19 protein-coding genes and 2 pseudogenes are annotated in these 23,221 nt (G+C 63.9%); 9 read left to right on the top strand and 12 right to left on the bottom strand.

Translation table 11 applies throughout. From position 1 onward, the window contains the following. From BpN12_RS09150 to BpN12_RS09140, 3 genes are all read left to right on the top strand, one after another. Entirely contained in the window at window positions 1–516 is a 516-nt protein-coding gene (locus BpN12_RS09150; RefSeq protein ID WP_246792142.1) for a YbaB/EbfC family DNA-binding protein, read from the top strand. A gap of 845 nt (window positions 517–1,361) precedes the next feature. Next, window positions 1,362–2,933, top strand: coding sequence for an AAA family ATPase (locus BpN12_RS09145; protein WP_246792141.1), 1,572 nt, complete (start codon window positions 1,362–1,364; stop codon window positions 2,931–2,933). Then, window positions 2,933–3,799 (top strand): HNH endonuclease, encoded by an 867-nt coding sequence (locus BpN12_RS09140; RefSeq protein ID WP_246792140.1) that lies wholly within the window; start codon window positions 2,933–2,935, stop codon window positions 3,797–3,799. Before BpN12_RS09145 ends, BpN12_RS09140 begins: the two co-directional genes overlap by 1 nt. A gap of 530 nt (window positions 3,800–4,329) precedes the next feature. Here the strand turns inward: BpN12_RS09140 and BpN12_RS09135 are convergent. Beyond that, a complete protein-coding gene (locus tag BpN12_RS09135) occupies window positions 4,330–4,977 on the bottom strand; it encodes a hypothetical protein (RefSeq protein WP_246792139.1) in 648 nt (215 codons plus the stop codon). 702 nt (window positions 4,978–5,679) lie between these two features. Here BpN12_RS09135 and BpN12_RS09130 point away from each other — a divergent pair. After that, window positions 5,680–8,991 (top strand): efflux RND transporter permease subunit, encoded by a 3,312-nt coding sequence (locus tag BpN12_RS09130; RefSeq protein ID WP_246792138.1) that lies wholly within the window; start codon window positions 5,680–5,682, stop codon window positions 8,989–8,991. 79 nt (window positions 8,992–9,070) lie between these two features. Here the strand turns inward: BpN12_RS09130 and BpN12_RS09125 are convergent. The 4 genes and pseudogenes from BpN12_RS09125 to BpN12_RS09110 all read right to left on the bottom strand — a co-directional run bounded on the left by BpN12_RS09125 (window position 9,071) and on the right by BpN12_RS09110 (window position 12,554). After that, window positions 9,071–9,345, bottom strand: a pseudogene (locus BpN12_RS09125) (BrnA antitoxin family protein). After that, a complete protein-coding gene (locus BpN12_RS09120; RefSeq protein WP_246792137.1) occupies window positions 9,296–9,580 on the bottom strand; it encodes a BrnT family toxin in 285 nt (94 codons plus the stop codon). The pseudogene BpN12_RS09125 and the gene BpN12_RS09120 overlap by 50 nt, the downstream one beginning before the upstream one ends. Window positions 9,581–9,792: 212 nt before the next feature. Continuing rightward, a complete protein-coding gene (locus BpN12_RS09115; protein ID WP_246792136.1) occupies window positions 9,793–11,961 on the bottom strand; it encodes a malate synthase G in 2,169 nt (722 codons plus the stop codon). A 179-nt stretch (window positions 11,962–12,140) separates the two neighbouring features. Continuing rightward, window positions 12,141–12,554, bottom strand: coding sequence for a GlcG/HbpS family heme-binding protein (locus BpN12_RS09110; RefSeq protein ID WP_246792134.1), 414 nt, complete (start codon window positions 12,552–12,554; stop codon window positions 12,141–12,143). A 589-nt stretch (window positions 12,555–13,143) separates the two neighbouring features. On the opposite strand from BpN12_RS09110, the gene BpN12_RS09105 reads away from it, so the two are divergent. After that, window positions 13,144–14,271 (top strand): hypothetical protein, encoded by a 1,128-nt coding sequence (locus BpN12_RS09105; protein WP_246792133.1) that lies wholly within the window; start codon window positions 13,144–13,146, stop codon window positions 14,269–14,271. A 79-nt stretch (window positions 14,272–14,350) separates the two neighbouring features. Here BpN12_RS09105 and BpN12_RS09100 read toward each other — a convergent pair whose 3' ends face one another. The 6 genes from BpN12_RS09100 to BpN12_RS09075 all read right to left on the bottom strand — a co-directional run bounded on the left by BpN12_RS09100 (window position 14,351) and on the right by BpN12_RS09075 (window position 19,832). Continuing rightward, window positions 14,351–15,316 carry a 3-hydroxyacyl-CoA dehydrogenase family protein gene (locus BpN12_RS09100; protein ID WP_246792132.1) on the bottom strand — a complete coding sequence of 322 codons (966 nt, stop codon included), beginning with the start codon at window positions 15,314–15,316 and terminating at the stop codon, window positions 14,351–14,353. Between the two features lie 29 nt (window positions 15,317–15,345). Beyond that, the gene (locus tag BpN12_RS09095) at window positions 15,346–16,656 is read right to left on the bottom strand and encodes an MFS transporter (RefSeq protein WP_246792131.1); all 1,311 of its coding nucleotides are present in this window, start codon (window positions 16,654–16,656) and stop codon (window positions 15,346–15,348) included. A gap of 102 nt (window positions 16,657–16,758) precedes the next feature. Next, on the bottom strand, window positions 16,759–17,541 hold the full coding sequence (locus BpN12_RS09090; RefSeq protein ID WP_246792130.1) for a FadR/GntR family transcriptional regulator: 783 nt from the start codon (window positions 17,539–17,541) through the stop codon (window positions 16,759–16,761). A 157-nt stretch (window positions 17,542–17,698) separates the two neighbouring features. Then, window positions 17,699–18,172 (bottom strand): type 2 periplasmic-binding domain-containing protein, encoded by a 474-nt coding sequence (locus BpN12_RS09085; protein ID WP_246792129.1) that lies wholly within the window; start codon window positions 18,170–18,172, stop codon window positions 17,699–17,701. A gap of 158 nt (window positions 18,173–18,330) precedes the next feature. Beyond that, window positions 18,331–18,636: a hypothetical protein gene (locus BpN12_RS09080; RefSeq protein ID WP_246792128.1), complete on the bottom strand. Its 306-nt coding sequence runs from the start codon at window positions 18,634–18,636 to the stop codon at window positions 18,331–18,333. Beyond that, window positions 18,633–19,832: a Bcr/CflA family efflux MFS transporter gene (locus BpN12_RS09075; RefSeq protein ID WP_246792127.1), complete on the bottom strand. Its 1,200-nt coding sequence runs from the start codon at window positions 19,830–19,832 to the stop codon at window positions 18,633–18,635. Before BpN12_RS09075 ends, BpN12_RS09080 begins: the two co-directional genes overlap by 4 nt. Window positions 19,833–20,183: 351 nt before the next feature. Here BpN12_RS09075 and BpN12_RS09070 point away from each other — a divergent pair. Next, window positions 20,184–20,404: pseudogene (locus BpN12_RS09070) on the top strand (IS5/IS1182 family transposase); the annotation flags it as partial. 122 nt (window positions 20,405–20,526) lie between these two features. Here BpN12_RS09070 and BpN12_RS09065 read toward each other — a convergent pair. After that, on the bottom strand, window positions 20,527–21,417 hold the full coding sequence (locus tag BpN12_RS09065) for a LysR family transcriptional regulator (RefSeq protein ID WP_246792126.1): 891 nt from the start codon (window positions 21,415–21,417) through the stop codon (window positions 20,527–20,529). A 100-nt stretch (window positions 21,418–21,517) separates the two neighbouring features. Here BpN12_RS09065 and BpN12_RS09060 point away from each other — a divergent pair, with 100 nt between their 5' ends. From BpN12_RS09060 to BpN12_RS09050, 3 genes are read left to right on the top strand one after another with little or no spacing between them, the layout of a single operon-like run. Then, window positions 21,518–22,117 (top strand): NADPH-dependent F420 reductase, encoded by a 600-nt coding sequence (locus BpN12_RS09060; RefSeq protein WP_246792125.1) that lies wholly within the window; start codon window positions 21,518–21,520, stop codon window positions 22,115–22,117. A 52-nt stretch (window positions 22,118–22,169) separates the two neighbouring features. Then, window positions 22,170–22,664, top strand: a complete 495-nt coding sequence (locus tag BpN12_RS09055; protein ID WP_246792124.1) for an SRPBCC domain-containing protein — start codon at window positions 22,170–22,172, stop codon at window positions 22,662–22,664. Between the two features lie 28 nt (window positions 22,665–22,692). Further along, a complete protein-coding gene (locus BpN12_RS09050; protein ID WP_246792123.1) occupies window positions 22,693–23,196 on the top strand; it encodes an SRPBCC domain-containing protein in 504 nt (167 codons plus the stop codon). Window positions 23,197–23,221 lie beyond the last annotated feature (25 nt).

Below are 23,221 nucleotides of genomic sequence, written 5' to 3'. Positions count from 1 at the left end.
ATGAAGTTTGAATTCGGCCGGCGCCTGGCGCCGGTGCGCCGGTCCCGCGCGCGATTCGGCGTGGTTGTTGCGGCTTGGCTTGCGGTGGTGGGCCTGCTGGGGGCGGTCGCGCCCGTGGTGGCTCACGCGCAGCAGACGGAGGCGCCGGCCGCGTGGGTCAGCTATGCGCAGCAGGTGGGGCAGCAGTTCCAGACCGCGCTCGCGACCGACGGCGATACCGCCGCGCGCATCGAGCAGACGCTTGGTGATCGCGTGGGCGCCGCCTCGGACGCGGCCGCCGCGCTGCCCGCCGTGGCGGTGCGGGCCTGGATCGGTGATGACGGCGCGGTCACTCGGATCGAATTCGAATCGCTCGGCGAAGCGCAGGCCGATGCCTCGCTGCGCCAGCTGCTGACGGGCGTGCGGCTGGCGCCGCCGCCCGCCGACATGCTGCAGCCGCTGCGCGTGCGGCTGCAACTGGTGCCGAATCCGGATGCGGCTGTGGACGGGGCGGCGGCGCTGCAGACTGCGCAATAGGAGTGCATGGCGGGGTGGTGAGGCGCCGGTTGTTGCTGCTGCAAACCGGCTGGCACGGCGGTCTGCCGGTTTCGCGCCTGCGGTCCGATCCGCGTCGGCGGGTTCGTGCGCATGGATGTGTTGAAGCGATCGTCGGCGCTTTGCATGCATCGCGACTCAAGCTTGCTTGGCTGGCTTTGCCGCTCCGATCAGCCGTATTTCCGCGTTGATGTATTCGGACTGGCGCGCCGAGCCGTCTATATTCGATGGGATGAACGCCGCTACGCACTGAGCGCCTCATACGCGTGCGGTACTTCTGAACGGAGGCTGCTATCAATCCCATCCCCGTGGGATGCACTGATGCTCTCAGCACGATAATTCGACTAGGAGCGGATTCACGGCATTTGACCGCTTCCGACCCGTTGCAGTCATTCGAGTCGCCTGCCTTCAACGACTGCTTTCAAGGGAAACGTGCCAGTCGCGGAGTGGGGCGGCCAGCTAGTTGCTGGCCTTCGCCAACGTTTACTGATCTTCGCGGAAACGGTCGTGCAAGGTTCAAGAGATGCCATCCACCCGGCAGTCCCATAGACTCGGCAGGAATTTTTCCATCAATGATGGATTGGTACGATCGCGAGCACCGTCCAAGTCAGACCTCGATGCGAGTTTCGAGCGTTTATAGTACCTTAGCGCATCTTGGAGATGTGCTGGCGCCGGACGTATGTGGAACAATCCAAGAATACTAGTTATCATTTCCCGCTTCGCACCTTGGTTAGGTTACTGCGGTCGATAATACTTGTGCGGGGAAACGAAGCTTAAGCGGAGCGTCCGCTGCGGCTATCGCATTGGGAACCTACCGGATTTATAAAATGCCGATATCCTTCAGGATTGTGTCGCGCAGCGAACGCTCCAGCGTTAAGGGCGAGAACTCAGTCATCCTAGTCGAGGACAATTGGGATGATTACTCGTTTAAGAGCTCATTTGAAGTGATTGTGCTTGGCACCGGGGGATGGCGACTCGACGCTGGTACCATCAAGATCGGCTATGTTGGGCAAAAGGAGGGGTGGACTAAGGACGCGATGCCCCCTATTTTTACCGAACTCCCGCCTGGCTGGTTCTCGTTGGGCCAAGACGTTGACTACTATGAGAAAATCCGTGGAAAACTCGATCCTCAATTCGCCAATGAGGTTCTTCGGGCGCTTCGAGATGTGGTTTTCGATGAGAAACTCTTAAGTTCGGCAAATGAGGAGCAGGTCTTCAAAGTCTCTCTCATGCGGGGCGTGAGTCTCTCGGTAATTCATGGTCAGTTCAAGCGAGTATTAAACGGTGACATAGTGCTGACCGATTTTCGTTTTTCGTATCGGGACCCAGGCAGCCCAAAGCGAGCGCCAGTCAATCTACAGTTTCGTGTTAAACCGGCCTCAACGCCATCGACCAATGTCCACGTGCTTATCGGGAGAAACGGCGTAGGAAAGACAACGTTACTGAATAACATGGTTGGGGCCGTTCTCGCGCCGGCTGGGACGGCCGAATCGTCTGGGCAGTTCTTTGAAGCAAGCGAATGGGGCGCGGAGAAGCCTCTACCAACCGACTATTTTAGTAGCGTAGTTTCGGTCTCATTCAGCGCCTTTGACCCATTCATTCCGCCAGCTGATCAACCGGATAGGACAAAGGGCGTCGCCTACTTCTATGTTGGAATGAAAAAGGCGCGTTCTAGCGACTCGGTTCATGCGGTCCCCGAACCGCATAAGAGCGACGCCGACCTTGCCAACGATTTCCTAGAAAGCTTTCGATCATGTCTAAGTCAACCAGCCAAACGGAAGCGGTGGAAGGCGGCGATCGATCGCCTGGAGTCGGACGAGAATTTCGCGGATATGGAGCTAGGAAGAATCCTGGAGGCTAAAGATGAAGAGACGGCCCTAGCGTTCGCCAGATCCTTGGTTGGACGAATGAGTTCAGGGCACTCAATCGTCTTGCTGACGATTACCAAGCTCGTTGATGCCGTTGAGGAGAAGACCCTAGTTTTAGTGGATGAGCCCGAGAGCCATCTTCATCCACCACTACTTTCTGCGTTCACCCGCGCATTATCGGACCTTCTCCATAATCGCAATGGTGTTGCGATCATTGCGACACATTCCCCAGTCGTCGCACAAGAGGTGCCCCGCGTATGTGTGTGGAAGCTAACCAGGTTGCGCGCGGAAGGGCGTGCTGATCGACCGGAACGTGAGACTTTCGGCGAGAATGTAGGCGTACTCACTCGCGAAATATTCGGTCTTGAAGTGAAGAAGTCAGGCTTCCACGAGATGCTCCAGCGTGCTGTAGCGGCGGGAGGTACATTTGACAGTATATACGCAGAATATAATGGGCAATTGGGATTTGAGGCCCAAGCTATTGTTCGGTCTCTAATTACGACGCGTGATTCTTCAACATCTTCAAAATAATGAGACGAATTCAAAAGCCGACATTAAAAGCCATTGATGTATTCGACTGCTGCGTGACAGGGATCGCGGAACAAGAGCTAGCGAACAAATTCTCTTCGGCGCGCGCTGCCGTCGACGCACAATTTCACGAATACGACGCCAAGGCAGCGGCTCATGCGCTAGGCACGTTCGAGGCTTGTTATTGGGGGAAGAAGCAGCATATTATAATTGGCGGTCTAAGCAAGGGTGAATTGGTCGACCTTTACACCTCCCAGATGGCCGATAGGGCTGGTGCTGGCAGGAAATATTATGATCAAATATTGATGCTCGCTCCACTGGGGATTTGTCCATTCTGCGGGTTTGGACATGCAAGCACACTCGATCATTTTCTTTCTAAGTCCCGTTTCCCTGCCTTTTCCGTTCTGGCCACGAATCTTATACCGGCTTGCAAGGACTGCAACACTGGTAAAGCGGCGTCGATTGCAGGGCCGACTGGGCAAATGGTGCATCCATATTTCGAAAGCGAATCTATCCATAGTGATGCGTGGTTGTTCGCCGAAGTGCTTCAGACGTCACCTGCGACGGTCCGCTATTACGCCGATCCGCCGGCGACTTGGTCAGCAGATCTACGGAATCGAACTCTAAGCTATTTTGGGGAATTGGATCTCGCTCGAAGGTTCTCCATCCAGGCAGCAGCTGAGATTATCGAAATAAGCGAACTCATGGATGCTCTCGAATCTTTTAATGATAGAAAGGAACACCTTGACAGGATTTCACAAATCGAGCGTACAAAAAGGAAGAATTCATGGAAGGCTCCGATGTATGAGGCACTCGCCGCAAGTAATTGGTATTTAGCCACTGGGCATCGAAATGAACAGCCCTACTGAAAGCCAAGCGCGTGAACGACAAAATCCTTGATGCGAAGGGTGATTGTATGAAATTCGCTGAAAGCGTCGTAAATCTGAGGACAGGCCTGACTTGGTTTCGGAACTGCCGCGAAGCCCATGAAGCCCGGAATCCTCGCGCCTGGATGACAACTGCTACGTCCGCGTTAATGGCCGTTTCTAGGACGTAGCGGATGCCTGAGTGTCCAGACTTCGCGGCCTTCGAAAGTCGCTTGATGGCCGCTCGCTGACCGACGCCGCGGTATCGATGCTCGGCGACGCGCGAAAGGCGCTCGCCGACCCTGTTTCTAAAAATTATGAGGACGTCACAAAGCTCCTTTCCGCGTTTGTAGTGCGGATTTTCATAAATCCACATCGTCAAGAAAGTTTTTCGGGCCAAATTACTTAGCCGCTGCTCCGATTCGTTGAGCGCCATTCTGTTCTTCTGATTGACTTTAGAATTCGATTGCAGGAAGTTTATTGTCTCGACCGCACAATGGTCTTGTTTTCGCAGTGGAAACGAATCTGGCACTTCACTTCTTGTGACGAATAAACATCGACCTCACAGATTGGATGAAGGAGTGCCAGGCCATTTTCGCCCGCATTGCGCGCATAGACCATATCAGGCGCTCGAGCTCTATCTCCTGCTCGTCGAACTGCACGTCGAATACTCGCCATTCGTCGCTGTGTTGAATATAAAGCTCAGCGCATCTTGCAAGAAGGAGGGCTTCCGGATCACTGCGCAGACCACGAACGGTCAACGTTCGGTAAACGTGAGACAGAAAGAGATCCCGAGACACATAAATCGCAGGACCTAAAACAATGGTTCCGAATACGAATAGCGCAAGGACATTCGATTTCACTGGTAGCTCCGGCCTATCCGCAGACCAGCAAAGAGCGCCCAATGAGACGGCGCACGCCACAAGGGCATAAAGTGCCACAAATAGGTTGAGCTTGTGGGCGATTCGCTGGCCGCCGGAAGACTTGAACACAAAATCCACGAAATCGGGCTTCTGGTGCTCTTTGATGTCAAAGTCCGGTCGCACTTCTTTCAGTCGCCTTAATGTCATTTCTGACGCAAGTTCTTTCCAGCGCCGGAAATCGGACAGCAGCGCAGGCATGACCGCATTGGCCCCGAGCGCGAACTGAAATAGGCTGCTTGAAGAGCCGAGAGTGATCATTAGGTCGTAGCGGTGTAATGTTTTGATTAATATAACGTATATTCCTCTGCGCCGTGGGCGACACGCCTGTTTGCGAGGACGGGAAGCACTAGAGTGTAGTGGAAGACCGCGACTGAGTGACTGTTTTCGGATTCGAAGGCTCCAATTAAATGTCGCACGGGGCGTCAAGGCGAACGACCTTCCTGGCCGATCGCAGCCAGTCGATCTACTCCAGATCCTAGGGCGCTATCCCTCATCCTGGCGCTTTCCGCTTACCCAAACCGCTTGCTAAATCGCGGCGTTCATATACGTACACAACATCCCCAGCAGCGCTTGCGAAACCGCGCCGGCCAGCCGAAGCGACCAGCACCCCCGCTCGCGAAGCAAGGTTCGCCAAGACGAAGCGAACGCTGACGCACCGGATGCTCAAGCTCCCCGCGTAACAACGCATCGACCATGCCACGCCCCGATGCGGCCCCCGCCACCGGCTCACCGCAATGACAGCCAGCCTACCCGCAACCCGATCCCCGCCGGCGTCGGCGGCTCGCCGAATCCCGGTATCATCGGGCCTTCGATGGTCCGGCCGGCAATCGATGCGCAACAGCAGAGCAGGCGGCAGGCGCCCGGGCAGCGCCTCCGGCGCCGCGCGCGCGTCGTGATTCGTCACGCACGCGATGCCGCCGGACGCATGCTCAACCCAGCAGTCGGAGACACCATCCCCGCATGAATCTGTCTCGCCTGTTCATCCATCGTCCGGTGGCGACCACGCTGCTCGCGCTCGGTATCGCGCTGTCGGGCCTGTTCGCGTTCGTGAAGCTGCCGGTCTCGCCGCTGCCGCAGGTCGATTTCCCGACCATCTCGGTGTTCGCGGCGCTGCCCGGCGCGAGCCCCGAGACCATGGCCACCAGCGTGACGAGCCCGCTCGAACGGCATCTCGGCTCGATCGCGGGCGTCTCGCAGATGACCTCGACCAGTTCGCTCGGCAACGCGCTGATCAGCCTGCAGTTCGTGCTCGACCGCGACCTGAACGGCGCCGCGCGTGACGTGCAGGCCGCCATCAACGGCGCGCGTGCCGACCTGCCCGCCAGTCTCAAGAGCAACCCCACCTACCAGAAGGTCAATCTCGCCGATTCGCCGATCATGGTGCTGTCGGTCACGTCCGACACGGCCGCGCCGTCGCGCGTCTACGATGCGGCCTCGACCGTGCTGCAGCAGTCGCTCTCGCAGATCCAGGGTATCGGCGAGGTGGACGTGTTCGGCTCCGCGAATCCGGCGGTGCGCGTCGAGCTGGAACCGCCCGCGCTGTTCCACTACGGCATCGGCCTCGAGGACGTGCGCGCCGCGCTGGCCTCGGCCAACGCCAACAGCCCGAAGGGCGCCATCGAGTTCGGCCCGCACCGCTTCCAGCTCTACACCAACGACCAGGCCTCGGCCGCCGCGCAGTACCGCGACCTGGTGGTGGCCTACCGCAACGGCGCGGCCGTGAGCCTGGCCGACGTCGGCAACGTGATCGATTCGGTCGAGGACGTGCGCAACCTCGGCCGCGCCAACGGCAAGCGCGCCGTGCTGGTGATCCTCTATCGCGCGCCTGGCGCCAACATCATCGACGTGGTCGATCGCGTGCAGGCCGCGCTGCCGCGCCTGAAGGCCGCGATGCCGGCCGACGTGGACGTGGCGCCCGTGCTCGACCGCTCGCGCACGATCCGCGCCTCGCTGCACGACACCGAGCACACGCTCCTGATCGCCGTGGGGCTGGTGGTGATGGTGGTGTTCCTGTTCCTGCGCAACTGGCGCGCCACGTTGATTCCGAGCGTGGCCGTGCCGATCTCGATCATCGGTACGTTCGGCGCGATGTATCTGCTCGGCTTCTCGATCGACAACCTCTCGCTGATGGCGCTGATCGTGGCCACCGGCTTCGTGGTGGACGACGCGATCGTGGTGCTGGAGAACATCGCGCGCCACATCGAGAACGGCAAGCCGCGCATGCAGGCCGCGCTCGACGGCGCGCGCGAGGTGGGCTTCACGGTGCTGTCGATCAGCCTGTCGCTGATCGCCGTGTTCCTGCCGATCCTGCTGATGACGGGCCTCATCGGGCGGCTGTTCCGCGAGTTCGCGATGACGCTGTCGCTCGCGATCGGCGTGTCGCTGGTGGTATCGCTCACGCTCACGCCGATGATGTGCGCGCGCCTCTTGCCCGAGGCCGGCACGCATCGCGAGGAGGGCCGCTTCGCGCGCTGGCTCGAACGCGGCTTCGCGTGGCTGCAGCGCCGCTACGACCTGACGCTGGTGTGGGCGCTGCGCCATCCGCGCCTGATCCTGCTGTCGCTCGCGGTCACCATCGTGCTGAACATGGTGCTCTACGCCAAGGTGCCGAAGGGCTTCTTCCCGCAGCAGGATACGAGCGTGCTGATCGGCGGCATCCAGGTCGACCAGTCCACCTCGTTCCAGGCGATGCAGGCCAAGTTCGCCGACATGATGCACATCATCCAGTCCGATCCGAACGTGGTCAGCATCGCCGGGTTCCGCAGCGGACGCACCACCAGCGCCGGCCTCATGTTCGTGACGCTGAAGGACAAGCGCGACCGCCGGCAGTCGGCCGACCAGGTGATCGCCACGTTGCGTCCGCAACTGGATCACGTGGCCGGTGCGCAGATCTTCCTGCAGGCCGCGCAGGACCTCGGCGGCGGGGGCGGCGCGCGGCAGAGCAACGCGCAATACCAGTTCTCGCTGTTCGGCGATTCGACGGCCGAACTCTACAAGTGGGGGCCGAAGCTGGTGGAGGCGCTGAAGCGCAAGCACCAGCTCGCCGACGTGAATTCCGACCAGCAGCAGGGCGGCCTGGAGGCGATGGTCACGATCGATCGCGCCAGCGCCGCGCGCCTGGGCATCCAGCCCGCCGAGATCGACAACACGCTCTACGACGCGTTCGGCCAGCGTCAGGTGTCGACCATCTACAACCCGCTGAATCAATACCACGTGGTGATGGAGGTGGCGCCGAAATACTGGCAGGACCCCGAGATGCTGAAGCAGGTGTACATCAGCACCAGCGGCGGGCTCGCGAGCGGCTCGCAGAGCACCAACGCGGCGGCCGGCACGTTCGTGGCCAGCAGCGGACGGCTCGGTACCTCGGGCGCCGGCACGCAGAGCGCGGCCGCGATCGCGAGCGACTCGGCGCGCAACGCGGCGCTCAACGCGATCGCCACCAACGGCCGGGCCGGCGCCTCTTCGGGCAGCGCGGTCTCGACCTCGAAATCGACCATGGTGCCGCTCTCGGCGATCGCCACGTTCGGGCCGGGCACCACGCCGATCGCGATCAGCCACCAGGGGCCGTTCGTGGCCGTCACGATCTCGTTCAACCTGCCGCCCGGCGTGGCGCTGTCCGACGCGCGGCAGGTGATCTACGAGACGATGGCCGAGATCGGCATGCCGGCCTCGATCAGCGGCGCGTTCGCCGGCACCGCCGAGGAGTTCGAGAAGGCGCTGCGCGACCAGCTGCTGCTGATCATCGCCGCGCTGGTCGCGCTCTACATCGTGCTCGGCGTGCTCTACGAGAGCTACGTCCATCCCATCACGATCCTCTCGACGCTGCCGTCGGCCGGAGTGGGCGCGCTGCTCGCGCTGCTGCTGTTCAACACCGAGTTCGACATCATCGGGCTGATCGGCATCTTCCTGTTGATTGGTATCGTCAAGAAGAACGCGATCATGATGGTGGACTACGCGATCGTGGCGGCGCGGCGCGGGCTGTCGTCGTTCGACGCGATCCACGAGGCGTGCCGGCTGCGCTTCCGGCCGATCCTGATGACCACGCTGGCCGCGCTGTTCGGCGTGCTGCCGCTGGTGTTCGGCAACGGCGACGGCGCGGAGCTGCGCGCGCCGCTCGGCATCACGCTGGTGGGCGGGCTGATCGCCTCGCAGATCTTGACGCTTTACACCACGCCGGTCGTGTATCTGTACATGGACCGCGTGCGGCTCGCGGCCGAGCGACGGCGCGCGCGCCGGGCCGGGCGTGCGGCGTTGCCGCCGGCGGGGTCATGACGATGCGGGGACGGTAAGAGGGAAGCGCGGTCAGCCCCGCGTCGGTGCAAGCAGGGGAGCCGCTTGCCTGGATCGGGCGTCACGCCGGGCGATGCGTTTCGAGCCAGTCCTTCAGCGCGGCGTTCAATCTCGTCTGCCAGCCTTTGCCGGTTGACTTGAAGGCCGCGAGCACGTCGTCGTCGAGCCGAATCGTCGTCGCGGTCTTTCGCGTACCTGCCGGACGCCCCGGGCCTTTTCGTATCAGACGATCGCCGATGTATTCGTCGGCCTGCTCGAAAAAAAATCGTCGGTCAGTTCCGGCGCGTCATCCGGATCGACTGAAGTGACGTGCGTAACGCGCTTGTTCGCGGTCATTGGCTTTCCTCATGCTGATGATGCGACGAACCTCGCCGCGCGGCGTCCAGACCATCACGATCATGCGGCCATCCAGCATGCCGACCGTGATGTAACGCGATTCGACGTAATCCTCGCGCGCATCGACGAGCGTGAAATGGTGTTCGGCGAACACCTCGGCCGCTCGATTGAAATCCAGCCCCCGTTGATAACTGTACGTATTTTTATTGCGTGGATAGAGGCGCCGTTGCCGCACGAAAAGCAGCGAAGTCGCTCCAGGTCGAAGCGTTATCGTTTGTGAGGGGGCGGACAGGATCGCGCGGAAACGCGCGGAGGCGGCGGAGGGAAGCGGGAATTCGTGCCGGGCACGATGGGGCGGTCGTATCCGGCAGAGGCATGCCCAAGCATGCGGGATACACGGGATTGCCGGGCCGCCACACGGCGGCGGCCCGGCAATCCATGGTGCCGTCAGCCCTTCTTCTGCAGACGGAAGCGATGCAGCAGCGGCTCGGTGTAACCGCTCGGCTGCGCGCGGCCTTCGTAGATCAGCGCGCTGGCGGCCTGGAACGCGAGCGACTTGTCGAAGTCGGGCGCCATCGGCTGATAGTGCGGATCACCGGCGTTCTGCTGGTCCACCACCTTCGCCATCCGCTTGAGCGTCTCGTCGACGAGTTCGCGCGTGACCACGCCGTGATGCAGCCAGTTCGCGATGTGCTGGCTCGAGATGCGCAGCGTGGCGCGATCCTCCATCAGCCCGACGTCATGGATGTCGGGCACCTTCGAGCAGCCCACGCCCTGATCGACCCAGCGCACCACGTAGCCGAGAATGCCCTGCGCGTTGTTCTCCACCTCGGCGCGGATCTCGTCCTCGCTCCAGTTCGCCTTCTCGACCACCGGCACCGACAGCAGCCCGTCGAGCAGCTCGTCGCGCGCGGCGGCCGGGTCGGTGGCCTCGAGCGCCTGCTGCACGGCCTGCACGTCGATCTGGTGATAGTGCAGCGCGTGCAGCGTCGCGGCGGTGGGCGAGGGCACCCAGGCCGTGTTCGCGCCGGCCTTCGGATGCGCGATCTTCTGTTCGAGCATCGCGTGCATCAGGTCCGGCATCGCCCACATGCCCTTGCCGATCTGGGCGCGGCCGCGCAGCCCGGCGGCCAGGCCCACCAGCACGTTGCTGCGCTCGTAGGCGGCGATCCAGCGGCTCGACTTCATGTCGCCCTTGCGCATCATCGGGCCGGCTTCCATCGCGGTATGCATCTCGTCGCCGGTGCGGTCGAGGAAGCCGGTGTTGATGAACGCCACGCGCGGCGCGGCCTCGGCGATGCAGGCGGCGAGGTTGACGCTGGTACGGCGCTCCTCGTCCATGATGCCCATCTTGATGGTGTTGCGCGGCAACGCGAGCAGATCCTCGACGCGCCCGAACAGTTCACTTGCGAACGCTACCTCGGCCGGGCCATGCATCTTTGGCTTGACGATGTAGATCGAGCCGGTGCGCGAGTTGAGCTGGTTCTGGCGGTCGCGCAGTGCGCAGAGCGTGGTCATCACGCCGTCGAGGATGCCCTCGGGAATCTCGTGGCCGTCGCGATCGACCACCGCCGGATTCGTCATCAGGTGGCCGACGTTGCGGATGAACAGCAGCGATCGGCCATGCAGCTTGACCGGCGCGCCGTCGGCGCCGACGTATTCGCGATCGGCGTTGAGCTGACGCGTGAAGGTCTTGCCGCCCTTCGTGACCGACTCCGAGAGATCGCCGTTCATCAGGCCGAGCCAGTTGCGGTAGAGATCGACCTTGTCGGCGGCGTCCACCGCCGCGACCGAATCCTCGCAATCGATGATGGTGGAGACGGCCGCCTCGAGCACCAGGTCCTTCACGTGCGCGGCGTCGGTCTTGCCGATCGTGTCTTTCGCGTCGATCTGGATTTCCAAGTGCAGGCCGTGATGCTTGAGCAGCACCGCCGACGGCGCGGCCGCGTCGCCCTGATGGCCGATGAACTGCGCCGGGTCCTTCAGCTGCGTGCTGCCGTTCGCGAGCGTGACCACCAGCTTGCCGCCCTCGACCGCATAGCGCGTGGCGTCGGCGTGCGAGCCCTGCGCGAGCGGCGCGGCTTCGTCGAGCACGCGTCGCGCGAACGCCACCACCAGCGCGCCGCGCTTCGGGTTGTACGCCTTGCCGCGCTCGGCGCCGTCGGTGTCGGGGATCGCGTCGGTGCCATACAGCGCGTCGTAGAGGCTGCCCCAGCGCGCGTTGGCCGCGTTCAGCGCGTAGCGCGGGTTCGACAGCGGCACCACCAGCTGCGGGCCGGCCTGCTCGGCGATCTCGCGGTCCACGTTCGCGGTGCTGGCCTTCACGTTCGACGGCGGCGGCACGATGTAGCCGATGCTTTCGAGGAACTGGCGATAGGCGCGCAGGTCGCTGACCGGGCCGGGATGATCGCTGTGCCAGCGATTCAGTTCTTGCTGCAGACGCTCGCGCTCGGCGACGAGCTGGCGGTTCTTCGGCGCGAGGTCGTGGACGATCGCGGAGAAACCGGCCCAGAACGCGTCGCCGTCGATACCGGTGCCGGGCAGAGCCTCGGTATCGACGAAGCGCGCAAGGCTCTCGGCTACGTTGAGTCCTTGACGCTGGATCATGGAATTCATCGACTGCTCCATCTTCTGATGCGGGCCGACCTGGGGAAGTCGGCCCTCGAGTTGCGAAAGTTGCCGGGTGATGCGGATGCTGCGGACCGGGCGAATCAGCTCGCCGGGCTTACTGGCCGACCGCGGCGCGCGGCGGCCGGCGCGGGGGAGCGCGCGGGCGGCCGGTGCCGCGGGCAGCGTCAGCGCGCGGCCTGGTCGAGCGCGGCGATGCCGGCGCGGGCGATCAGCGTGTCCTCGGCCGGCTTCATGCCCGACACGCCGACGGCGCCCACCACGTGGCCGTCGACGATCACCGGCACGCCGCCTTCGAGCGGCGTGACGATCGGCGCGCCGAGGAACGCGGTGCGCCCGCCGTTGATCATGTCCTCGTAGGCCTTCGACTCGCGGCGGCCGAGCGCGGCGGTGCGCGCCTTGCCGATCGAGATTTCCGAGCTGATCGGGCCGGCGCCGTCGAGCCGCAGCATGCCGAGCAGGTGGCCGCCGTCGTCGACCACCGCGACCGAGACGGTCCAGGCCTGCTTTTCGGCTTCGGCGCGCGCGGCGTCGAGGATGCGTGTCGTTTCGGCGATCGTCAGTACGGGTTTCGTCTGCATGGTGAAGTGTCCTCGCTGGATGGGTTCGATGCAATCCGGTGAACCGGGGCCTGCACGCATGCATGACCGGCCGGCGCGATCGGGAGCGACCGAAGGGAAAGGGAAACGGCGTGCCGGGATGGCCGGCGGATTGCGCGGGTCGAACGTGTGGCTCGGGAAGCCGGCGGAATGTGTTCCGCCGACGGTTCGGCTGCCGGGTTGATTTTACGCTGATGGGGTCGGGCGCAGACGGCTGGATACGGAGGGTAAAAGTACAAGGAGTTTTTACTTCGGTATGTCTGGTCGGGGCGGCGGCGGGGTGACGTGCCGCCCGGGCATGGGCCGTTTTCGGTGCCGCGCCGCTGGAAACGTAGCCGGTGCGGTAGCTGTTTGCCCAGTATGCGCTCAGATATTAACTTCAATGTCACATCATATCCGTTATACAAATAAAATATTTTAGTATGGCAAACGTAAAGCAAATTTTCCCGTGATATGGTTTCTTCGACTTAGAAAAACAAGGGGTGGCGTCACGGGGGCGTCGATGAAACGCGGCATGCAGAGGCGGGTGCGGCGATGGCGTGTGACGCCGGAATAGCGTGGGGACCAGAAAATGAAAAAAGCGTGGCTCGTACCGTTCGTCGTCGTATTTACTTCTGGCTGTGCATCGGATACCTGGATTTATCCGGTATTCAATGCCAACGACCAGCGTGCGCTCGTTAAGGACGGCGCTCAATCCGCGGCCGTTCCGCTGACCGTGGATGATTCGCGCAATCTCGTGATCGGTTTGACCCAAAAGCTCGATTCGGCGAGCCGACATCGCGACGACGGCAAACTGGTGCTTCGCGAATTGTTGTTCTACGGGACACTGCTTGCCGCCGGCGGCGTGGCTGCCGGCAGCATCGCGGTGCGCAATATCGGTGGCGTCATTGCTGGCGGCAGCGTCACGCTGGACAGCCATTATCAGCCGAGCGTCCAGTCCAAGGCTTTCGCGAATGCGGCCACGATGATGCGCTGCGCCCAGGATCGGCTCGATCCGATCGATCCGGCGTTGGTCGACGTGCTGGGGCCGTCATTGACCAGCGACGTTAAGCCGGAGGTGCGCTCGGCCTATGCGGGCATTCCCCAGCAGGTGCGCGATTATGTTAATAGAGTCGGTCTGAACCTGCAGGCAGAACTGGCCGCGGTGCAACTGGCGACACCGTCGCGGCAGGAAATCGCATCGGCATTGCAAAATGCCAGCGAAGCCGATGGGACCGCGAAGGATGCTGCTTCGAATCTTGCGACCAAGGTTCAGGAAACGGTTGTGAAGCGAGTGCCGCCGCCGGTGCTGGAAAATTTGGAAAATGCCAAGCGGTCGATTGCCAATGTCGAAAAAAATATTGCCGAGCTTGCCGCGACAAGGCCGCCTCAAGGGGCGACAGTGGTAGAAACGGAAGCGGAATTGAAATCCACGAAATTAATGAACACGCTGGCAACTGATTCGAACAACGCCGCTTCGGCGGTATCGGCAGTTTCCGGCTCGGTAAGCCCGCAGTTGGTAACCAACTGCCAGTTCAACAGTCATACTCTCGACAAGGTGGTCGATGGGGATGTTGGCGCGGCGGACATGCGCCGATATCGAAGCTGCCAGATTCAGCGGAAAACGGCTGCCGAGCAGGGCGAAATGGCCGTCGCATTTGCAGAGGCGACGACGAAGTTGTCCTCGGGGCTCGAACTCTGCGCAAAATCCATTCATTAGTCGCCGCCGGCCGCAAGGCGTGGGCGGCTCGGCGGATGCCGCACGAAGTGCCTGGTGACTTCGCACGGCCGCGCTGCGCTCACCCCCCGAACGGCGCCTCCCCCAACTCCTTGCGCAACTGCATCAGGCTTTGATAAGCCCGATTGCGATAAGCAGCCAATGGCTTCGCCGCTTCCGGCGCGATGCCGAGAAACCCGCCGCCGCTCTTGAGCCCGAGATCGCCGCTGTCGACGCGGGCCTTCAGCCCCGCCGGCACGGCGAAGCGCGGCCCGTACTGCTTCTCGAGCGACGTATACGACGCCGCATAAACATCGAGCCCCGCCATGTCGGCGATCGCGAACGGCCCGAACAGCGCGAGCCGGAAGCCGAACGAATTGCTGACGACCTTGTCGACGTCCTCGGGCGTGGCGAGCCCTTCCTCGACCACCGCCACGGCCTCCTTGAACAGCGCGAACTGCAGCCGGTTCGCGACGAACCCGGCCACGTCGGCGACGCGCGCGGTAACCTTGCCGGCTTCCTGCACGAGCGCCTCGGCCTCGGCCAGCATCGCCTCCGGCGTCGCTTCGCCGGGGATGATCTCGACGGCCGGCACGAACGGCGCCGGGTTCATCCAGTGAACGCCGAACAGCCGCTCGGGCCGGGCGAGCGCCTTCGCCATCTCGCGGATCGGGATCGCCGAGGTGTTGCTCGCGATGATGCAGTTCGGGCCGACGGCGGCCTCGATGCGCTTCAGCACCGACAGCTTCAGCTCGAGGTTCTCCGGCACCACCTCGGCCACGTAATCGACCTGCCGGCCGATCGCCTCGATCGAATCGGCGGCGACCAGGTTGGCCTCCAGCGTCGCCGTGCTGCCGGCGGGAAACAGCGCCGCCTGTTCGAACGCGGCGCTTTCCTCCAGCAGCCGCGCGCGGGCCTGTTGCGCGCGCAACGGATCGGCATCGGTCAGGTAGACCATGCGGCCGGTCAGTGCGAGGCATTGCGCGATGCCGCCGCCCATGTAGCCCGTCCCGACGACGGCAATGGTCTTGATGGAGCTTGTCTTCATCTGTCAGTTCCGGTTATGAGGGGAAAAATTCACATGTCGAGATGCGAGCGGTCCGGCATCAGGCGCAGCGCGATGGCCGCGACGATCGCGCCGAACAGCAGGTAGGTGGCCACCGCGTAGCCGCTGCCGTACCAGGCCAGCAGCGCGGTGGCGACGAGCGGCGCCGGCCCGCCCGCCACCACCGAGGCGAGCTGGTAGCCGATGCCGGCGCCCGCGTAGCGGATGTTGGCGGGGAACTGCTCGGAAATCAGCGAAGCCTGCGCGCCGTACTGCAGCGAATGCGGCAGCATCGAGATCACGATCGCGATGAACACGAGCGCGTGATTGCCGGTGTTCAGCAGCGCGAAGTACGGGTAGGCGATCAGCGCGAGCGCCACGCAGCCGAGGAAATACATGCGGCGGCGGCCGACGCGGTCCGACAGGATCGAGAAGTACGGCAGCAGGAACATGTCGACCACGGCCGCGACCACGGTCGACCACAGCACGAACTGGCGGTCCATGCCGACCTGGCGCGTCGCGTAGTCGAGCGTGAACGCCGTGAACACGTAGAACGGCATCTGCTCCGACATGCGCAGGAACGCCGACAGCACGATCTCCTTCGGATACTTGCGGACCGCCTCGCGCACCGGGTTCGCGACCACGTTGCCGCTGCGCTGCTGCTTCGCGAACGACGGCGTTTCCGCCACCTTCATCCGCACCACGAGCCCGATCACGATCAGCACGAAGCTGGCCAGGAACGGGATGCGCCAGCCCCAGGCCAGGAACGCGTCGCCGGCCACGGCGCTGCCGGCGATCATCGCCACGGTGCACAGGATCAGGCCGACCGAGGTGCCCATCTGCGGCCACGCGCCGGACATGCCGCGTTTCTTCTGGTCGCCCCATTCGAGCGACAGCAGCGCCGAGCCGCCCCATTCGCCGCCCACGCCGATGCCCTGCAGCACGCGCAGGATCACCAGGGCGACCGGCCCGAACGCGCCGGCCTGCGCCGACGACGGCAGGCAGCCGACCAGAAACGTGGACAGCCCGGTGATCAGCAGCGTGATCACGAGCGTGCGCTTGCGGCCGATGCGGTCGCCGAAATGGCCGAAGATCGCGCCGCCGATCGGCCGCACGATGAACGCCACCGCATAGGACGCGAACGAATAGAGCAGCCCGATCTGCGGGCTGACGTTCGGGAAGAACACGTGCGGAAACACCAGCGCCGCCGCGGCGCCGTAGATGTAGTACTCGTACCATTCGATCGAGGTGCCGATCAGGCTTGCCAGCGCGGCGTTGCGGCGATGCCGGGATACGCTGTCCGGTGAGGATTCCTCAATATTCATGACGCTTGTCTCACTCATGTGTCTCTCCAGGATGGAAGGGGCCGGCCCTCTCGGGGCGCCGTGCCGGGAAGTCGTGGCGGCGGCGCCCGGGCTACCGGGCCCGGTGCGCCGCCGCCCGCGTCAGACCGCGCTGGCCGGCAGCGCGGCCAGCGCGGTGATGCGTTCCTGCAGCGCCGCGCCGTCGTCGGGCTGCATGGTCTGCACGAGCCGCTGCGTCGCGCGGATCATGTGCTCGTGCATCGCGAGGCGGGCCGCGCGGCCGTCGCGCGCGACGATCGCCTCGAAGATCGGCACGTGATCGATATAGGCGACCTGCGGAGTAGTGGCACGCGACAGGTTGCGGCCGATCCAGCTCAGCGTCAGCGAGCGGATGCCGCGCAGCACGTCGCGCAGCACGGCGTTGTGGGCCGCTTCGGCGATCGCGAAGTGGAACGCGAGATCGGCCTCGCTGAACGCGTCGGCGCTGGCGGCGTCGCGCATCGCGTCGAGCGCCGCGCGGATCGGCACGAGATCGGCCTCGGTGCGGCGCTGCGCGGCCAGATCCACCAGCAGCATCTCGATGTGCCAGCGCGCCTCGACGAATTCGGTGATGTCCTTGGTGCCGAACAGCAGCGCCCATTCGACGGTCTTGAACAGCGCGCCCGGATCGTTGCCCTTGAAATAGCAGCCGCTGCTCTGGCGCACGTCGAGCACGCCGCGCGACTCGAGCAGCTTCACCGCCTCGCGCACGGACGAGCGCGCGATGCCGAGCTGCTCGGACAGCCGCGTGACCGACGGAATCCGGTCGCCGGGCTCGACCGCGCCCGACAGCAGGAAATCGAGCAGGCGCTGGGCGATGCGTTCGACGGTCGATTCGGTGCGGACGGCGTCGAGTTTCGGCAGTTCGATGGTGGCGTTCTTCATCAAGGGTTCGTGCAGTACGGAGTGCGGAGTTCGAATTCAGTTCAACCGGTCAACCGTTCGAACGGTTGACCGGTTTGCACAGAGTGTCATCGCACGGCGTGCGGCACAAGTAAGGGATTACCAGCGGATGGGCGGGGCAGGCGGCCGCGCCGCTCGCTCAGCCGCCCGGACTATGCCTCGACGCCCTCCGAAGCGCGACTTCGTGTGCCACCGCGGCCAACGTGGCGGCCAGATTCCCGTCGTCGTGCGCTACCCGTACCTGCGTCTCGGGCAGTTCGGGCAGTGCCGCGGACGCCGGAACGGGCAACAGATCCTCGTCCGACATGGAGGCCGGCAGTGCGGCAATGGCCAGGTCGGCGCGCACGGCGGCAGCCTGCCCCGCGGGCGCGTCGCTGCTGTAGGCGATTCGATAGGCGCGACCGTCGGCGTCGAGGGCGTTCAGGGCAACTTCGCGCCACACGCAGCCCGCCACGGCCACGGCCAACGGCAGGGGATCGAGGCAAACCGCCCGTCCTCCCCGTGCCATGCGCCATACCAGCGGCTCGGACCAGACCTTGCGCGATGGAATGGCGGGCGTGCCGATATTGCTGAACAGTACGACGTTGCCGCGTCCCCTCGTGAAGCCGTTCATCACGCCCAGGCGCCAAGCTGCACGTCGATGCGAATGCGCGGATGGCGCTGTTCGTCACGGGACTGATGTGGGCGGCCTTCGCTGCCTTTGTCCGGGCCCGGCGCGTACCCGCGCTGCGCGCCACCGCACTCGTCGCGGTGGGTTCGGCGGTGTTGTACCTACCCGTCTACATGCTGGTATTGCCGGTCGGGATCGGCCACGTCAAGCTGGCCGACGTGTTGCTGCAAGCCGTTTTCCAAGGCGTACTGGTGACCACGGTGGCGGTGTGCGCGTTCGGTCGATCGGCCGAATTGCTGGGGGCTGAAGCCGGAACGAGCCTGCCGGCCCTGATCCCGGCGGTCACGCTCGCGCTGGATACCTTCGTCATCGGCGAGACGCCGCGGGCATGGGATGTGGCGGCGGCATGTGGCGGTGATCGACGTGCGCAGCCCGATCAGGCGAAGCGCCGCCGTCCCGCCGGTCAATCGTCGTTCGCCACGGCCCGGAATGCGAGCGTCGAAACCACGGCGAGCAGCAGGCACGCACCGATCATCACCGCGAGGCTGTGCGTGAGCGGCAGCGCCGCGTTCAGTCGCGACATGCGCGCGATCAGCCACGCGGTGGCCGCTGCCTGGCTGAAGCCGAGCAGCCCCGAGGTGGTGCCGCGCAGCGTCGGGAAGCGCGCCATGATGCGCGCGACGCCGACCGTCAGCAGGATGCCGTTGGCGGCGACGAACGACGCGGCGGCCAGCAGCAGGCCCGGCGCACCGAACGGCCGGCCCGCGAGATCCCAGAGGATCAGCAGGCTCGCGCCGGCGCCGAACATCGCGACGCCGGTGGTGACGATCGCGCGATCGTCCAGGCGCGGCGCGAGCCGGCTGCCCAGGCGGCTGCCGAGCACGAAGCCGAGCGTGACGGGCAGGTAGGCGTAACCGACCTGGCGCGGCGTGCAGCCGAGCGAGAGCAGGATCAGCGGCGCCTGGAACAGGTAGAGGAAGTAGGCCGCGTAAGCGGCGCAGGCCGCGCCGCAGAACGACAGGAAGCGGCGCGAGCGGGCCAGCGCCAGGTACGGCGCCAGCGCCTGTTTGATCGAAGCCGCGGGCGCGCGCCGGTGCGTCTCGGCGAGGAAGCGCCAGGTGATCGCGAACGCCAGCGCGCCGGCCAGCGCGAGCGCCGCGAAGATCGCGCGCCAGCCGGCTGCGGCCGCGATCCATTCGCCGGCGATCGGCGCGAGCGCGGGCGAGATCACCATCACCGGCACCACCACCGAGACCGATTTCGTCGCGCGCTCGGGCGGCAGCGCGTCGAACGCGACGCTGCGCCAGAGGGCCGCCGGAAAGCCGGCGCCGAGCCCTTGCAGGCAGCGGCCGAGCGCCAGCGTGCCGAGATCGGGCGCGGCCGCCATCGCGAGGCAGCTCGCCGTGTAGGCGGCCAGCGCGGCGAGCAGCGGCCGGCGGCGGCCGAAGCGGTCCGAGATCGGGCCGCAGACGAGCAGCGACAGCGCGAGCCCGGCGAAGTAGCTGTCGAACAGCCGCTGGGTGGCCGCCACCGGCACGCCGAGCGTGGCGCCGATCGCCGGCAGCGCGGGCAGGAACAGGTCCGACGCGACCATCGGCAGGAACGCGATCAGCGCGAGGCAGGCGGTCAGGATCGCGGGGCGGTCGGTCAGCGCGGGCATCATGGCGGAGGGGTGGGCGCACGCCCGAAGCGAGGAGCGGGCCAGTGTAGGCGCGCGCCGCGCGCGGCGATGGTAGCGGCTGCGCGAATCCTGGCAGGAAATGCGCATCGTGCGGCTCGGGGCGGGAAGGCCGGAAGCGGGCGGGTAGCGCGGTGCTAGAGCGTGTCATGCACTTCTCCAGTTTGCCCGGGACGAAGCTGGACGGAAAAACGCCGGTCTTGCCCAGGCGATGTAACGGATGAAGAATGGGGTTCGTGGCGCCCCCTATCCGAGCTTGAAAGAGAACGCCCCGCGCAGCGGCAATACGAACTGCGAGAGCTGTCCAACGCGCTGCGCTGGCTGGCCCGCGCAGGCGTCGAGCTACCCGGGGCGAAGAACGGCTTCGTGCTTGCGCCGCGCGCCGGGTGGTCGAACGCAGCGTCGGCTGGCTCAATCGCTTTCGCAGGCTGGCGCGCGATGACGAGCGTCTGCCAGAAACTCTGGCTGGCCCGCACTTCGTCGTCTTTGTCTCGTTGATGCTCGCTCGCGCTGCCCGGTATTTTCGAAAGTGCATGACACGCTCTCAGCTCGATTGAGGCTCCGAAGAGGAGGCCTGTCGAAGCGAAGGAAATTCAGCGCCAGCGCGAAACGCTCGACGGCGCACTCGCGTTCATCGGAACGTATCGCAGATGCAATGAAGGATTGCCCGTCCAGCTCGTTAGCGATACGACATGTGTTCCGAGAGAGCCGAAGCAAGAAATTCCGTTGCCCGGCGCACTCGCGTCGGCACGAACCGACGCTTCGGCCAGACAAGACTGATGTCGCGCGGTTCGTGCATGAATTCGTCGAGCACAGTGACGATATCCGAATCGCGGAATTCCCCGACCAGCGATGCGCGATGAAACAGGCCGATGCCCACCCCCGCCGTCACGCCGGCCAAAATCGCTTCCGCACTGTTGGAGGACAGATTGCCATGCACCGGTACGCTGAAGCGACCGTCTGCCCCCGTGAACGGCCACTCCGCCATCTCGCCGTAAATCAAGCAGTTGTGATCGGCCAGATCGGCCGGCGTCGTCGGGATGCCATGTTGCTCGAAGTAGCGGCGGGAGCCGGCACACACGAGTGCCGTGCCCGCCACGCGGCGCACCACGGAATCCGGATCATTGACCTGGCTGACGCGGATTGCCAGATCGATCCGGTCTTCCACCATGTCGCGCAACGCATCGGACAACACCATATCGATGCGTAAGCCTGGATGTTGCGACAGCAATTCAGGAATCAGAGGCAGCACGTGCAAGCGCCCGAATGTCGAAGGCGCGGCAATGCGAACCAAGCCGGAAACATCCTGCACGCTGCTGGTCAATTCGCCATCGGCCGCCTGGATTTCGTCGAGCAGCGGCTTGGTGCGTTCGTAGTATTTCTGGCCTTGATCGGTCAGCGTCACCTTGCGCGTGCTGCGGTGGAGCAGCGCGACGCCAAGACGTTTTTCCAGCGCATTCACGGCCTTGCTAATCGTCGATTGCGAATCGCCGGTCTTGCGTGCCGCCGCGGAAAATCCGCCGGTTTCGACCACCATGATGAAGGCGTTCAATTCCTGGAATCTATCCATTCTTGTTTGGAATAGGTTTTATGAGATATCGACAGATTATCACCAGGATGGAAGGCAATTAGCATTCTCCTCACGCGAACATACAGGCGGGAGGAATGCCATGTCGTACTCGATCATCGGTTTTGGTGCCGTGGGACAAGCGCTTGCCCGCGCCTTCGCCCGCCAGAACATCGAAGTCACCGTTGCCGGCCGGCGCGCCCTTGAAGCGCTGGCACCGCAAGCCGGAGCAATCAGCGCGAGCGTCATTCCGGCGACGTTGCACGACGCTTTGCGAGCCGATGTCATCTTCCTCGCCGTGCCATTCCAGGAGCACGTCGCCATCGCGAATGCGCTGCCAGACTGGCAGGGCAAGACGATCATCGACGCGACCAACGCATACGGCGTTCCGGTCGAGGAACTCGGTGGCTTGCCGTCTTCCGCCGTCATCGCCAAAGCCTTTGCCGGCGCGAAGTTCGTGAAGGGCTTCAACCATCTGGCCGCCGGTTTGCTGGCCGCCGATCCACACGTCGAAGGGGGACGCCGTGTCGTGTTCCTCGCCAGTGACAACGAAAGCGCTGTGCCACCCGTCGCGGCACTTGCCGAACAACTTGGCTTCGGCCCGGTATGGCTAGGCAAGCTCAACGAAGGCGGCACGCTGGTGCAGGCGCGCGGTCGTGATTGGGCGCCCCTGATCTTCCAGGACCTGGTCAAGCCCGACTGACGCGGTACGCGCGTCCGACGCAATCCATCATCCGAACACACCGGGAAGACTCATGTACGAAACCATCCATTGGCCCGAGGCGATGAAGCCGAGCCGTTCGCCGATTCACTTCACCAACGAGTTGGAAGTTGCCGCTTCGGTCGAAACCATCTGGGATTTGCTCACCGACCCGGCCGCGTGGCCGGGCTTCTATCCCGGCGTCCAGCACGTGCAGTTGCTCGACGGACACACCTGCTTCGGTGCCGACACACGCTTCGAGACCAATCTGGCCGGGCAGGATGTTTACGCCTCGGTGCAGGAGTACGAAGCGATGACGCGCATCGCGTGGGGTGGCTATCCGAAGATCGCCGAGCATTCCAAGGCCTATCACGCATGGATCATCACCCCCACCGCCAACGGCTGCCACCTGTGGACGGAAGAAACGATGCAAGGCCCGCACTGGATCGAATTGGCCAAGCAAGCTCCGGACATCTTCTGGCTCACCCACGAAAAGCTGCTCAAGGATTTGGCCGCCGTAGCGGTCGCCCGCGAAGCATCACGTGCCTGAGATTTTCAACACAACCGGGATTCCGAACATGATCGACAAAGTCATCTGGCCCGAGCGCTACCATCCTAGCGTTTCGTCCATCTACGCGCTCAACGACATCGACGTGAAAGCACCGCCGGAAGTGGTGTGGAAGCTGCTCGTCGACGCAGAACACTGGTCTCGCTATTTCCCCGCCGAAGACCAGGTGAAGATCCTGTCCGGTGGATCGGAACTGGCGCTGGGTACGCGCTACCACCGCGTGACGGTTGGCTATCCGATGTCGCTGACGGTAACCGAATGCGTGCCCGGCCGCAGGCTCGCATGGGCGACGACCGTCGATGGTGACGAAACGGGTTCCAGCGCCTATCACGGCTGGGTCATCACGCCCACCGAAGACGGCTGCCATGTACTTACCGAAGAAACGCAGCAAGGCGAATTCTTCCTCGACGTGATCGGTTGTCGATATCCCGGTGCGTTGTATCGCTACCACCAGGACTGGGTCGAATGCCTTGCCCACGCGGCCGAAGCCGAGGCCGCGCGCGCGGCCGCTTGATCCGCCTTCCATTGGAGAAGCATCC

It is taken from the genome of Burkholderia perseverans (assembly GCF_022870505.1).
In the GTDB taxonomy this organism is placed as follows: domain Bacteria; phylum Pseudomonadota; class Gammaproteobacteria; order Burkholderiales; family Burkholderiaceae; genus Burkholderia; species Burkholderia plantarii.
This window is presented reverse-complemented; position numbering and strand designations above follow the sequence as displayed.

What these genes read in the sequence shown, in the direction of transcription:
- BpN12_RS09150 (WP_246792142.1), top strand. Translation starts at nt 1, where the DNA reads ATGAAGTTTGAATTCGGCCGGCGCCTGGCGCCGGTGCGCCGGTCCCGC.
- BpN12_RS09145 (WP_246792141.1), top strand. Translation starts at nt 1,362, where the DNA reads ATGCCGATATCCTTCAGGATTGTGTCGCGCAGCGAACGCTCCAGCGTT.
- BpN12_RS09140 (WP_246792140.1), top strand. Translation starts at nt 2,933, where the DNA reads ATGAGACGAATTCAAAAGCCGACATTAAAAGCCATTGATGTATTCGAC.
- BpN12_RS09135 (WP_246792139.1), bottom strand. Translation starts at nt 4,977, where the DNA reads ATGATCACTCTCGGCTCTTCAAGCAGCCTATTTCAGTTCGCGCTCGGG.
- BpN12_RS09130 (WP_246792138.1), top strand. Translation starts at nt 5,680, where the DNA reads ATGAATCTGTCTCGCCTGTTCATCCATCGTCCGGTGGCGACCACGCTG.
- BpN12_RS09115 (WP_246792136.1), bottom strand. Translation starts at nt 11,961, where the DNA reads ATGAATTCCATGATCCAGCGTCAAGGACTCAACGTAGCCGAGAGCCTT.
- BpN12_RS09110 (WP_246792134.1), bottom strand. Translation starts at nt 12,554, where the DNA reads ATGCAGACGAAACCCGTACTGACGATCGCCGAAACGACACGCATCCTC.
- BpN12_RS09105 (WP_246792133.1), top strand. Translation starts at nt 13,144, where the DNA reads ATGAAAAAAGCGTGGCTCGTACCGTTCGTCGTCGTATTTACTTCTGGC.
- BpN12_RS09100 (WP_246792132.1), bottom strand. Translation starts at nt 15,316, where the DNA reads ATGAAGACAAGCTCCATCAAGACCATTGCCGTCGTCGGGACGGGCTAC.
- BpN12_RS09095 (WP_246792131.1), bottom strand. Translation starts at nt 16,656, where the DNA reads ATGAGTGAGACAAGCGTCATGAATATTGAGGAATCCTCACCGGACAGC.
- BpN12_RS09090 (WP_246792130.1), bottom strand. Translation starts at nt 17,541, where the DNA reads ATGAAGAACGCCACCATCGAACTGCCGAAACTCGACGCCGTCCGCACC.
- BpN12_RS09085 (WP_246792129.1), bottom strand. Translation starts at nt 18,172, where the DNA reads ATGAACGGCTTCACGAGGGGACGCGGCAACGTCGTACTGTTCAGCAAT.
- BpN12_RS09075 (WP_246792127.1), bottom strand. Translation starts at nt 19,832, where the DNA reads ATGATGCCCGCGCTGACCGACCGCCCCGCGATCCTGACCGCCTGCCTC.
- BpN12_RS09065 (WP_246792126.1), bottom strand. Translation starts at nt 21,417, where the DNA reads ATGGATAGATTCCAGGAATTGAACGCCTTCATCATGGTGGTCGAAACC.
- BpN12_RS09060 (WP_246792125.1), top strand. Translation starts at nt 21,518, where the DNA reads ATGTCGTACTCGATCATCGGTTTTGGTGCCGTGGGACAAGCGCTTGCC.
- BpN12_RS09055 (WP_246792124.1), top strand. Translation starts at nt 22,170, where the DNA reads ATGTACGAAACCATCCATTGGCCCGAGGCGATGAAGCCGAGCCGTTCG.
- BpN12_RS09050 (WP_246792123.1), top strand. Translation starts at nt 22,693, where the DNA reads ATGATCGACAAAGTCATCTGGCCCGAGCGCTACCATCCTAGCGTTTCG.